Annotated in this window: 13 protein-coding genes and 1 pseudogene; 9 read left to right on the top strand and 5 right to left on the bottom strand. The window is 41.0% G+C overall.

Going from position 1 to position 11,703, the window contains the following annotated elements:
• Nucleotides 1-169 precede the first annotated feature (169 nt).
• Nucleotides 170-697: a hypothetical protein gene (locus D0463_RS05750; protein ID WP_117306089.1), complete on the top strand. Its 528-nt coding sequence runs from the start codon at nt 170-172 to the stop codon at nt 695-697.
• A 644-nt stretch (nt 698-1,341) separates the two neighbouring features.
• Here D0463_RS05750 and D0463_RS19790 read toward each other — a convergent pair.
• Nucleotides 1,342-1,659, bottom strand: coding sequence for a GNAT family N-acetyltransferase (locus D0463_RS19790; protein WP_254052723.1), 318 nt, complete (start codon nt 1,657-1,659; stop codon nt 1,342-1,344).
• A gap of 199 nt (nt 1,660-1,858) precedes the next feature.
• Between D0463_RS19790 and D0463_RS05740 the strand changes: the two genes are divergently transcribed.
• Entirely contained in the window at nt 1,859-2,053 is a 195-nt protein-coding gene (locus D0463_RS05740) for a hypothetical protein (RefSeq protein WP_117306086.1), read from the top strand.
• 225 nt (nt 2,054-2,278) lie between these two features.
• Nucleotides 2,279-2,701 (top strand): hypothetical protein, encoded by a 423-nt coding sequence (locus D0463_RS05735; protein ID WP_117306083.1) that lies wholly within the window; start codon nt 2,279-2,281, stop codon nt 2,699-2,701.
• Nucleotides 2,702-2,752: 51 nt separating this feature from the next.
• Here D0463_RS05735 and D0463_RS05730 read toward each other — a convergent pair whose 3' ends face one another.
• Nucleotides 2,753-3,931 carry an alanyl-tRNA editing protein gene (locus tag D0463_RS05730; protein WP_117306081.1) on the bottom strand — a complete coding sequence of 393 codons (1,179 nt, stop codon included), beginning with the start codon at nt 3,929-3,931 and terminating at the stop codon, nt 2,753-2,755.
• Between the two features lie 133 nt (nt 3,932-4,064).
• Here D0463_RS05730 and D0463_RS05725 point away from each other — a divergent pair, with 133 nt between their 5' ends.
• Together D0463_RS05725 and D0463_RS05720 are read left to right on the top strand one after the other, a co-directional pair.
• Nucleotides 4,065-5,138: an NAD(P)H-dependent flavin oxidoreductase gene (locus tag D0463_RS05725; protein ID WP_117306079.1), complete on the top strand. Its 1,074-nt coding sequence runs from the start codon at nt 4,065-4,067 to the stop codon at nt 5,136-5,138.
• A gap of 123 nt (nt 5,139-5,261) precedes the next feature.
• Nucleotides 5,262-6,128 carry a CvfB family protein gene (locus tag D0463_RS05720; RefSeq protein WP_117306077.1) on the top strand — a complete coding sequence of 289 codons (867 nt, stop codon included), beginning with the start codon at nt 5,262-5,264 and terminating at the stop codon, nt 6,126-6,128.
• Between the two features lie 197 nt (nt 6,129-6,325).
• Here the strand turns inward: D0463_RS05720 and D0463_RS05715 are convergent, their stop codons facing one another.
• Genes D0463_RS05715 through D0463_RS05705 form a run of 3 tightly spaced genes read right to left on the bottom strand, consistent with a single transcriptional unit; the run spans nt 6,326 to nt 7,418 of the window.
• Nucleotides 6,326-6,895 (bottom strand): manganese catalase family protein, encoded by a 570-nt coding sequence (locus tag D0463_RS05715; protein ID WP_117306075.1) that lies wholly within the window; start codon nt 6,893-6,895, stop codon nt 6,326-6,328.
• Nucleotides 6,896-6,910: 15 nt separating this feature from the next.
• Nucleotides 6,911-7,177 carry a spore coat protein CotJB gene (locus D0463_RS05710; protein ID WP_117306073.1) on the bottom strand — a complete coding sequence of 89 codons (267 nt, stop codon included), beginning with the start codon at nt 7,175-7,177 and terminating at the stop codon, nt 6,911-6,913.
• Nucleotide 7,178: 1 nt separating this feature from the next.
• Nucleotides 7,179-7,418: a spore coat associated protein CotJA gene (locus tag D0463_RS05705; RefSeq protein ID WP_117306071.1), complete on the bottom strand. Its 240-nt coding sequence runs from the start codon at nt 7,416-7,418 to the stop codon at nt 7,179-7,181.
• 759 nt (nt 7,419-8,177) lie between these two features.
• Between D0463_RS05705 and D0463_RS20370 the strand changes: the two are divergent.
• From D0463_RS20370 to D0463_RS05685, 4 genes and pseudogenes are all read left to right on the top strand, one after another.
• Nucleotides 8,178-8,453 (top strand): annotated as a pseudogene (locus D0463_RS20370) (3D domain-containing protein); the annotation flags it as partial.
• A 227-nt stretch (nt 8,454-8,680) separates the two neighbouring features.
• Nucleotides 8,681-10,480 (top strand): DNA helicase RecQ, encoded by a 1,800-nt coding sequence (gene recQ, locus D0463_RS05695; RefSeq protein ID WP_117306066.1) that lies wholly within the window; start codon nt 8,681-8,683, stop codon nt 10,478-10,480.
• Between the two features lie 139 nt (nt 10,481-10,619).
• The gene (locus tag D0463_RS05690) at nt 10,620-10,826 is read left to right on the top strand and encodes a cold-inducible protein YdjO-related protein (RefSeq protein WP_117306064.1); all 207 of its coding nucleotides are present in this window, start codon (nt 10,620-10,622) and stop codon (nt 10,824-10,826) included.
• A 681-nt stretch (nt 10,827-11,507) separates the two neighbouring features.
• The gene (locus tag D0463_RS05685; RefSeq protein WP_117306062.1) at nt 11,508-11,702 is read left to right on the top strand and encodes a cold-inducible protein YdjO-related protein; all 195 of its coding nucleotides are present in this window, start codon (nt 11,508-11,510) and stop codon (nt 11,700-11,702) included.
• Nucleotide 11,703: the final 1 nt, after the last annotated feature.

Raw genomic sequence — 11,703 nt, 5'->3', positions numbered from 1 at the left:
TTACGAGCATTCCTCCTAGACAATATCTTTTAAAGTATAACACGGAAAAGGGGAGACTGGAAACAGAATACAAGTGTTAGAAACAATCGAAACTAATAAAATTATGAAACTTTTTCCAATATCCATTCGTTATATATATAAAAGATAAAATCGTAGGGAGGGAACGAATATGGGAATGAAATGCAAAGCGCTGTTTTTGGTGCTGCCTGCTGTATTTCTACTGGCCTCCTGTGATTTGGTACATACTGAAGGATATCTGGAAAAGGATCAAGAGGTTGCGCTCATGGATGAGAACCTGGAACTTGAAGGAAAAATCTTGGAGCTTGAGAATCAAATAGAAGGATTGAAAAAAACACAGGCGACCGTTTCCTTGATCGATGAAGATGTCACGCGCTTTTTTGTGGCTTTAAAAAATGGAAATGTCGATGAAGTGATGAGGCATGTAACAAATGAGGTCGAAATCAAAGAGACAGGGATTCAATTTATGAACGGATCATCGATTCACTATGGAAATGGGATTGGCAATATGGACATTAGTTACATACGATTGATTGACCATGAGCTGGAAAGGGAAAAGGGCACGCTCGTTTATGAGTTTTTTTCTACAGATGATTATACAAAACCCGCCACTGTGGCCGTTGAGGTCATCCATAATCCAGAAGGCTGGAAAATAAACCGCTGTACAATCGAATCTTAATAATTTTCAGGGAGTGCTGATTAATTTTCAGCACTCTTTTATTTTAGCTAATAAGTATTTCAGGAAAAACCTCGTCAGAATATATCGGGAATTTTCAGTTTTGTAGCAAGGAACGTGGTTTTAGAGACATATTTTCCGGTTAGTCTGTATCACTGTTTTTACAGAGCTTTTCCATTTTTGTAGGCTGGTTTTTTAGTTTTTGTAGCCAGTTCCGAAGCTTTTCTGGCAAATTTTCCAGTTTATTGATGGAATCACCATTTCTGCATGCCAACTAATAAAATATATTTCAATAAAGACCTCGCCAGAATATATTTTTCAACTCGGCAATTTTTGTTTTCATGATAAAATGGTAAATAGAACAATAAGGATTTAAATAAAAGAATAAGGTTCTGACAGCACCCTGCCAGAACCTCTATAACATCTATGTATGGTCAGCAGAATTTATAAATATAAAAGTGCATCATGGATATCATTCCAACCATAGGCTACCTCAGTTAAAACGGAGCCAGAAATCAAGATTGATTTCTTATCGACAATTTTGCCTCCCAGGGATTCATAAAATTTACGGCCGGTGTTCTCTTCCAACGCCCAGATGATTAGATTTGGAAATTCGATGTTGATTAACGCTTCGATTACAGGCTTTATCAGTTTTTTGCCCAGCCCGTTTTTTGATAACCTTCCAGAATATAGATCGCATACACTTCGGCCGTGTATTTGGGGTCATTGGTTTGTTCCTCGCCGCCACTTGAAAATCCGACAATTTCACCTTTATCATTTTCGGCAACAAAAACGATACTTTTCCCTTCCTCGATGATCTTTACCCAGAAAGCGAGTCTTTCATTAATTTCTAAGCTATTTAAATAGTCATCAGAGATGATGCCCTTATATGTAGTTTTCCAGCTGTTTACATGGACGTTAGCAATACCTTGTGCATCACCCATTGATGCTTTTCGAACGTTCACGATTTTTGCCTCCTTTGCCTATGACTATATCTTACCTCATTTAAACTGTTTTGTTCATTTACCTATTATTTAGGTGCCAAGGAACAATTACCAGCACTAAATTTCGTATTCGATGTTTACGCTTGCTGGGTAAAGGTTAAAAAAATAGAGAAGGCAGTTAGTTAAATAATCAGCTGAGACGAAAGGATGTAGAAAGTAGATGAATTTGAAGGTAGCATTTTATTTTCCCGGGGGAGTAGAGATTTCACATGAAGTGGAAGGAGATGAAGATACGACGCAAATGATAAGCAATATCCAAAAGCATCGCTTTTATAATTTGGTTAAAGAGAACGCTCATTATGTAGTGGATACTGAGAAGGCTGTGTTTTTCTCCGTAACGGATTTGGATGAATAGTGACTTGGGTGGCGAGTATAGCCGTTTTTCTTTAAGCTATACTCGCCGGATTACGATTTCTCCAGCATCTTTGAAAGCAAGCAATACAGAAAGATAGCTAAACGTATATAAATGGAATATGTTTCAAGCGCGATGAGTAAAACCCTGCCCGAATTATTTTGCCAGCCCCTAGGAAAATGAGGTAATGTATATAGGGAGAATACTTTGTGTACAAAGGAGATTCCTATGAAAATTGACATTTCAAAACAGCAATATGAACTTTTGGTCAAGCTCATTGAATATGGCATGTGGGTCGTGGATTCCGAAAATCCAGATTCTGCTAATGAAGATTATCGGGAAGTGGAGCAAACGATATTGGCAGGTGCTGAAGAGTTTGCGTTTAGCGACATTTTTCATAATGAAGAGCAAAATTTGTTAGAACCGTCACCAGTGCTGCAAAATGATATTTTTCAAATTCTCGATTCGTACGAGGACATGGTATTTTTGGATAAATTCGTCTATTATATGGCCAGAAAAGACATTGAAACCGAGAATTTAACCCATAATTATAATGAAGAGCAATATATGGAACGGTTAATGGAACTGGAAGACTACTATCATGAGCAGTTTGAACGCTTTGGTGTTGCGAAAGTGACTATTGAAGAATAACTTAAAAAACCAGCCCTTTATTGATGTAAGGGCTGGTTTTATGTTCATTAATCAGTTTTCCTTTAAGAATTGTTGCTTCGTAAACGCTAAAAAATCAACTAAATCTTCACTGCTGGAAAATCCGGCCTGGGCACTTTTATCATTTCCCCCGCCCTTGCCGTTAAAGGAAGCTAAATGTTCTTTCAGGAACTGCCCACAATGAATAGGCAGACTGCCATTATGTGAAAGAACCAGCTTGTTATCCTTCCTCGTACCAAATAAAGCCAGAAGGTCCTGTTCTTTTGTAAGGAGTGCTGCAAGATACTGCAATTCCTTAAGCGATTTATCATTGAACAAGCGGGAAACGATACCATCTCTGTTTTCCTGCAATAGATCACGAATCAAGTAAGAAGCGTTTTCTTCAAAAAGCTTCTCGCGTTCTGTTGCTGCCTGTCTGTAATCCTGCTCTAATTTGTCGATGCGGCTGATGACGTCCTTGTGTCCGGTATGAAAGCGGGTGGAAAGAGAATTAAGGATTTCTAGCGATTCATTATAATGGGCGAGAGCCCTAAAGCCGCATTTAAAATAAATTCTGGTGAATGCCTTTTGTTGTTCAAGTTTTAAAATTTTAATGGTTCCAATGGATCCAGTACCTTTGACATGTGTTCCGCCGCAAGGATTATATTCAATACCCTCGATTTCGACAATCCGGATATTCTCTGTCACTTTGGGCGGCTTTACAACCGGCAGTTCATTTAACTTTTCTTTTGACACAAAATAGCTATCAATGCTTCGGTTTTCAAAAATCAGCTGGTTCGCTCGCACTTCAATCTCATTAGATTGTTGCTGTGTTAAGTCTGTCGCGTCAATGTCAATGGAAATTACATCGCTTCCAAGATGAAAACTCATCGTTTTTGCACCAGCAAGCTCACGGCAAACAGCAGATAATAAATGCTGGCCGCTATGCTGCTGCATATGATCGAATCGGCGGTTCCAATCGATTTCGCATGAAATCTCGCCAGTGCCCGGTAGCTTGGGAAGTTTATGATAAATCGTATCGTCCTCTAATAAAACATCCAAAACCTCGATCCCATCAATGGAACCTGAATCTGATGGCTGGCCGCCTCCTTCAGGATAAAATGCTGTTTCCTCAAGAACAATTAGAAAGAACTCATCTTTTTCAATAACCTGATTAACGGATGTTACCCATTTCCGGAGGTATGCATCCTCATAAAATAACTTTTTCCACATGATCGGTTCCTCTTTCATCCATTTTTACCGATAGTATAACACTTCCGAATGGAAACAAAGACATTAGTTAAAAAGGAATTTTAATCTCTTTGTAGAATGCCTAAGTATCATATTCTACACACTGGAGGATATTATGAAATTAAAAACGAAGCTCTGCGACATACTTGAAATCGAGTACCCGATCATCCAGGCAGGAATGGCTGGAGGACCGACGACAGCGGATTTGGTTGTACATGTCTCAGAAGCAGGGGGATTAGGTTCACTGGGGGCCGCTTATATGTCACCGGATGAGATTAGGAAGGTAATATGGGAAATAAAGGAGAGGACAGACAAACCTTTTGCCGTCAATTTGTTTTGCGCAGATATGAAAGGTTCAATGGAAGGAATTATTGATTCCCAAAAAGTTCTCGATGGGTTGCGAACAGAATTAGGGATTGTACGAAGTAACCAGGATTTGAAAACGAATGATCTCTTTGAACAGCAGTTTCAAGTATTAATAGAAGAAAAGGTTCCGGTAATCAGCACAGCTTTCGGGGTTTTATCTCCTGAGAAAGCAGCTGCCGCAAAATTCCACAAAATTTTAATAACGACGATGGTAACGACAGTAAATGAAGCGAAGCTTGCTGAAAAAAGCGGTGCCGATATTATTATCGCACAAGGCAGTGATGCAGGCGGCCACCGAAGCACATTCGACATCGACACTAATCCCAATGGAGCAAACATTGCAACATTTTCTCTTGTGCCGCAAGTAGTTGATATGGTTTCTCTTCCAGTTGTCGCTGCAGGAGGGATTATGGATGGTCGCGGCCTTGTGGCAGCCCTTGCTCTGGGTGCAGAAGGTGTTCAAATGGGAACAGCGTTTCTAACGGCACTCGAATCGGGAGCACATCCGGTTTATAAGGAAGCTCTCTTGACCAGCACAGAAGAAAGCACGGTGATTACGAAAGCATTCTCAGGCCGGCCGGCAAGAGGAATCAAGAACGAATTTGTCGAATATTTTGAGGAAAGCGGCGTTTTGCCGGCAGCCTTCCCGACACAAAATGCATTAACGAATGATATACGAAAAGAAGCTGCCAGACAGAATAATCCTGAATTCATGTCTCTTTGGGCTGGCCAGGCGACAAGGCTATTAAAAAAGGATTTAGGTGCTGAACGATTGATCCATTCCATTATCATCGAAGCAGCGAGATTGCTTGATTCGAATTAACGAACAGCATTCTGTTTTGCGCTATTCAACAAAAAATGATAGATTCTAGTATGTTGGAAACATTTATTTGTGGGTAAACTACATACAGACAGTTTGAATGAAGGCGGGAGGATACATGTATTTATGGCAAAAATAGCAGCAGGTACCGTAGTTGAATTAGAAGTCGAACGACAGGCTGATTTTGGTTATTTTCTGACTGACGGTAGTGAAGATGTTTTGCTTCACAATAATGAAATAGAAGAAGAAATAGAAATTGGCGACCTCATTCATGTTTTCTTATATCACGATAAACAGGGAAGGATTACGGCGACAACCAAAATTCCTGAAATTCATATAGGATCTTATGGATGGGCTGAAGTGGTCAACGTGAAAAGGGATCTGGGCGTTTTTGTGAACATCGGCGTTTCGAAGGATATTCTTGTTTCAGTTGATGACCTGCCAGGCTTAGGACATCTTTGGCCCGCAGTCGGTGACAAATTGTATGTTTCATTGAAGACAGACAAGTATGACCGTCTGTTCGGCAGGCTTGCCACCGAGGATATTATCCAGGATATCGCTGTAGAGGCACCGGCCAAAGGAATGAGAAATAGTGCTGTTCAAGGGCATATATACCGTCTGTTAATGGTTGGCTCATTTATGATTACAACAGAAGGATATCGCTGTTTTATCCACGAAAGTGAACGTAAGAAGGAACCAAGGCTTGGAGAATATGTTGAAGGAAGAGTGATCGATATCAAGGAGGATGGAAGCCTGAACATTTCCTTGATGCCGTTTAAACAGGAGAAAATGGCGGACGATTCCCAAGTCATCTATAACTATTTATTAAATAGGGGCGGTGCGATGCCTTACAGTGATAAAACGGCGCCGGATGATATCCAATTCCATTTTGGATTAAGTAAAGGCGCATTTAAGAGAGCACTCGGCAAGCTGATGAAGGAAGGGAAAGTGTATCAGGAAGAAGGCTGGACATATTCTTCGGAGCGAAAATGATTTGAACGTCTAAAAGCAGCGGGAGGAGAGGCCGATCCCGCTGCTTTTAATTTTTTAATAGGCGCGATAATTGAGATTTACGAGCGGTTCTCTGGAAATACGAGCGATTACTGAGATTTACGAGCGGTCCTCTGGAAATACGAGCGATTATCCAAATTTATGAGCGATGACCCAAATTTTAAAACAAATTTTCTTTATTAAAAGTATTTTTTCTTTCCCTGGTCTTCTTTTAATATTTCTACCGCTTCACGGAATCTTAATGAGTGGACAATTTCACGCTCCCTTAAAAATCGCAGGGAATCGTTGATATCCGGATCATCGGAAATATCAATCAGCCATTGATACGTGGCACGCGCTTTTTCTTCTGCAGCGATATCTTCGTATAAATCCGCGATTGGATCTCCCTTTGCCTGGATGTAGGAAGCCGTCCATGGTACACCGGACGCATTATGGTAGTACACGGCACTATCGTGATTTACATAATGGTCGGCAATGCCGGCATCTCGCAGCTGTTGAGGCGTCGCATCTTTCGTTAGCTTCACAACCATCGTCGCAATCATTTCGAGATGGGCAAATTCCTCGGTTCCGATATCATTTAACAAACCAACCACTTTATCAGGAATGGAATACCGTTGATTTAAGTATCGGAGTGCAGCAGATAGTTCCCCATCCGCACCACCGTATTGTTCAAGCAAAAACTTCGCCAGGGTAGGATTGCACTGGCTCACCTTCACCGGATACTGTAATTTTTTCTCGTAAACCCACATCTGCTATTTCCCTCCTTAAACCTGCCATGGCCATGGCCCGCGGCCCCAATCCCAGCGGGGACCTGGATCATTGCTCACTCCAAATTGCATCAAAGGACCGTATTTCGCTTCAAACACTTGCTTTAACTGTTTTGAGTAATCGGAAAATTGATTGAATTGCTGCAGGGCGTCTTGGTCATCCGGGTGCGTGTCGAGGTAAAGCGTCAATTCGACGAGAACAAAATCGGCGGCCTGAATCTGGTGTAATCTTTGATAGTATTCATCATCAATTTGTTTAGGCAAATTAAGACTCCCTTTCCCTATATGGATTTTCGTAATAATCGTATAACGCTTTCCATAGCGTTCCTTTCATTAATGCCTCGTGAGGCGGGAACTGTTCCATATTAGGCGGCTGAAACTCCATGTATATGTTGATGGGTGTCCGATAATACTTTTTCCCAATCGGCGGACAGGGATCAAAACGACTATGAAATGGCTTATATGCTTTAATGGGCGAGAAATAATCATGGTGCTTGCTGTTCAAGGTGATTCCTCCTCTTTCAAAATTGAATGTCACTTAATAGGTATGCAATAAACCGTAATATATACCGATATTGGCGTTATCCCTCCTATTAATATATTAATTTGCCCACTTAGCCCTTTTTAATATTACAAGACTGTGAGATTCTGCTCTTTTGTAATATATCGTTAACGTCCTGTTATCTTTGTCATGACACTTTCACCTCTTTGTCCTTTGTTTGAAAAATAACTATGCTATGATAGTTTTCGTTAGCTTTTAAGAAAAGCAAACAAGGAGGTAACGACTATGAAGAAATCAATCTTGGCTTTCGCAGCGGTGGCTGTAATTTCAGGAAGTCTTGGAGCAAATGCATCCGCACAGGATGTGAAAGTAAAAGATGGAGACACATTATGGGGACTATCTCAAAAATATGAAGTTTCAGTTGAAGAACTGAAGTCCTTAAATAACCTGGCTACAGATACGATTCAATTAGGAGCTGTACTTAAGGTTTCCCAACAAAAATATCATACTGTAAAATCGGGCGATACCCTTTGGAAAATCGCACAACAATATGGTGTGACAGTAGAAGACATTAAACAAGTGAATAAATTGGCTTCCGACATCATTCAACCGGGCGCCCAGCTTGCCATCGGAGAAGGTAGCGGACAAGCAGCGGCACCTCAGGCAGCACCAGTAGCGACGAAGGCTGTCAAAAAAGCAGCAGTTGCTAAACCAGCTGCCAGCAGTAATGACTCAGCGCCTGAAGGGGCAAGAGAAATATCTGTCAAGGCAACCGCTTATACGGCGAGCTGTGAAGGCTGCAGCGGAGTAACGGCAACCGGGGTTAACTTGAAAGCTAATCCGAATGCAAAAGTCATTGCTGTTGATCCAAATGTAATTCCGCTAGGCACCAAAGTATACGTTGAAGGTTATGGCTATGCCACTGCCGCAGATACAGGCGGATCAATTAAAGGAAACAAAATCGATGTTTTCGTACCAAACAAAAGCGATGCAATTAATTGGGGCGTAAAACAAGTAACAGTGAAAATCCTAAAATAAAATAAGTAAAGTATATAGGGACTGACACACAAGATGTGTCAGTCCCTGTTTATTTTCCACTCTTAAATAATTCTTTTGTAGATGACTTTCTTCTTATATAATAATGATGTTAGACCCCTAACTCAGTTACCCTCGTATATAGCTTGTCTTCTTTTCGTCTTCATCGTTTAATTTTCCGTTTGAACGAATTTTAGTACATTTAAATAAATAATAATTGGGGGATGTTTTTGTTGAAAGAAGCTTATCAGTATTTAAAACAGTATTTTGGTTATGATTCTTTCAGGCTCGGCCAGGAAGAAATTATTAACCACGTCTTGAACGGCACGAATACAGCCGGTATTATGCCTACAGGCGGCGGTAAGTCAATTTGCTATCAAATTCCAGCACTTATATTCCCGGGGATTACCCTCGTTGTTTCACCACTGATTTCCTTAATGAAAGACCAGGTGGACACACTTTTGCAGAACGGGATCTCTGCAGCGTATTTGAATAGCACTCTATCGTCGACAGAGGCGGATCAAAGAATGGTGGATGCTGCGAATGGTGTCTATAAACTACTCTATGTAGCTCCAGAACGGCTAGAGAACAGTTATTTTCTCGAAAAATTGAAGCGGCTTGACATCTCACTGGTCGCTGTCGATGAAGCCCATTGTATATCTCAATGGGGACATGATTTCCGCCCGAGTTATCTGAGGATCCAAACCCTTATTGAACAGCTGCCATCCAAGCCGGTTACCCTGGCTCTTACCGCAACGGCGACTGCCGCGGTCCAGAAGGATATTTGCAAGACGCTTGGCATCGAAGAAAATAATGTCGTTAAAACCGGATTTGCCCGGGACAATTTATATTTTTCGGTTGTGAAAGGCGAAAATAAATCCGCCTTTTTAAAAAGATACCTCGAGCAGAATAAAACGGAATCAGGAATTATTTATACGGCCACAAGGAAAGAGGCAGACTCGTTATATCAGACCTTACATAGAGCGGGGATAAAAGTTGGCAAATATCATGCCGGCATGAATGAGAAGGAACGAAGCGCTCAGCAGGAAGGTTTCCTCCAGGACGATGTTACTGTCATGATCGCAACGAATGCGTTCGGGATGGGGATAGACAAATCGAACGTCCGCTTTGTTATCCACTATCAGACACCCAAAAACATGGAAAGCTATTATCAGGAAGCGGGCCGCGCAGGCAGGGATGGTTTGCAAAGTGAGTGCATCCTGTTATATTCTCCGCAGGATATGCGGATTCAAAGATTTTTAATTGACCAGTCTAATCCTTCTGAAGCATTGAAGGAGCAGGAACTGAAGAAGCTGAACCTGATGAAGGATTATTGCCATACGGAAGGCTGCTTACAGGCATTTATTTTAAAATATTTCGGACAAGCGGGTGCTGCGGATTGCGGCCATTGTGAAAATTGTCTCGATCAAAGGGAATATCAGGATGTGACGGTTGAAGCACAGATGGTTTTTTCCTGTATGATGAGGATGGGTGAACGATTCGGTAAAATAATGATCAGTCAGGTGCTTGCCGGTTCAAGGAATAAAAAAGTAACGGATTTTCGCTTTGATAAGCTTTCGACCTATGGAATCATGCGGACCCAATCCGCGAAATCAATCGCTGACTTTATCGATTTTCTGACGGCAAGAGAGTATATCGAGATGGGAAGCGGCCAATTTCCAGTGCTTAAGCTGACGAACGAGGGAAAAAATGTCCTGCTTGGCAAGGAAAAGGTACTGCGCAGGGAAAGTATTCAACCGCAAGCACATGCTGCCGCTGATGATATCCTGTTCGAGAAGCTTCGCCTTGTCAGAAAAGAAATTGCTCAAACTGAAAAGATACCGCCGTTCATCGTATTTTCAGATGCCGCTCTAAAGGACATGTCAGCAAGGCTTCCGCGGACAGAGGACGAGTTTCTCGAAGTTAAAGGAGTAGGGAGCCAAAAACAAGAAAGATACGGAAAACCATTTCTGGAAGCTATTGCCGCCCATCTTCACGATAGACCTGAAGAAGCGAAGGTCCAGAAATGACCTCATAAATGAGACTGTGTTTATCATAAATATTTTACTGCCTTCATGCGTATACTATATAGGTAAAGCGGCAGCGCGCCTCGCGTTCGCCTGAAAATGTTTATACTTTCTTGCTATACCTAAAATGAGGAGGTTACTCATGTACTTTGGCAAAAAGAATTCAGAGGAACCAGTAGTAATCATGGAGGACACAGTCGTATACGCCTGCGCATCGGAAGCATGTAATGGTTGGATGAGAAAAGAATTTGCGGCTGATAATGAAACGTGCCCAATGTGCGGCGATAATTTAACAGAGGAAATTCGCGAGCTGCCGAAAATACAAAATGAATACAATGCATTTCGCTAATACAACCTTTCATGTGCCACTTTTATAGTGGCTTTTCATTTTTTAAAAATAAACTTGACTTATCAAAAAAAAGTTGATATAATTAAATTTCTGTTATCTGAAATATTTTCGGATGGACAGTGAGGGTAATTTAATAGGTGCGTTTTTATTAAAGTAAGCGGTACAGATTTTTTATAAAAAGAAATGAATGTCATCATGCAATTTAGAATAAGGTTAGTGACAAAGTTAGACATGTAACTGTTTTTCACCTCATGATTTGTTCTTCTACTTTAACTTACTTCTACTATTTGGACAGACTTGCTCCAAATCAGCTTTGACTTACAGTCCCCTTTTAATAAACATGTGCTTTAAAGCCGGAAAATCTGATTCTCACTGGCGCGGTCTAGGAACCGTATGGATGGGAGAGAGGTAGGGCTTTCATTGTTTTGGGTTAGGCGCGGAAATTACTCTCTTATCTTGAACAGCAGAAATTGTCGCTGTAACAAGATTAATATGCATGCAAGTCATGCGGTGAGGGCTATCTTCGTAAAATGGAGATAGCCTTTTTCAATATACCTGAGCGTTTTATGCTATAATGAAAATGCATTTCTTTTTTCTCGTGAGCAATTTTTTATCTTGCTTCATCAAAGGTAAGGATTTTCTGGAGCATCCGATTCAAACAAACCAAAGGAGTGAGATGCATTGTATAGACGTAATAATGAAGAAGAAATCCCCCCGGAGGAAACCAAAGTATGGGAATGTACTTCCGAAACATGCAACGGATGGATTCGCGATAATTTCACTTTTAGTGACGAGCCCAGTTGTCCGCTGTGTAAAAGTGAAATGAAGGAAGCGACGAAAATGCTTCAGGCGATTAATAATCCGAGAATGAAATAAA

This window comes from Bacillus sp. V59.32b, from assembly GCF_003429085.1.
GTDB lineage: Bacteria > Bacillota > Bacilli > Bacillales > DSM-1321 > Peribacillus.
The sequence above is the reverse complement of the archived record's forward strand: the minus strand, read 5'-3'. Positions and strand labels throughout refer to the sequence as shown.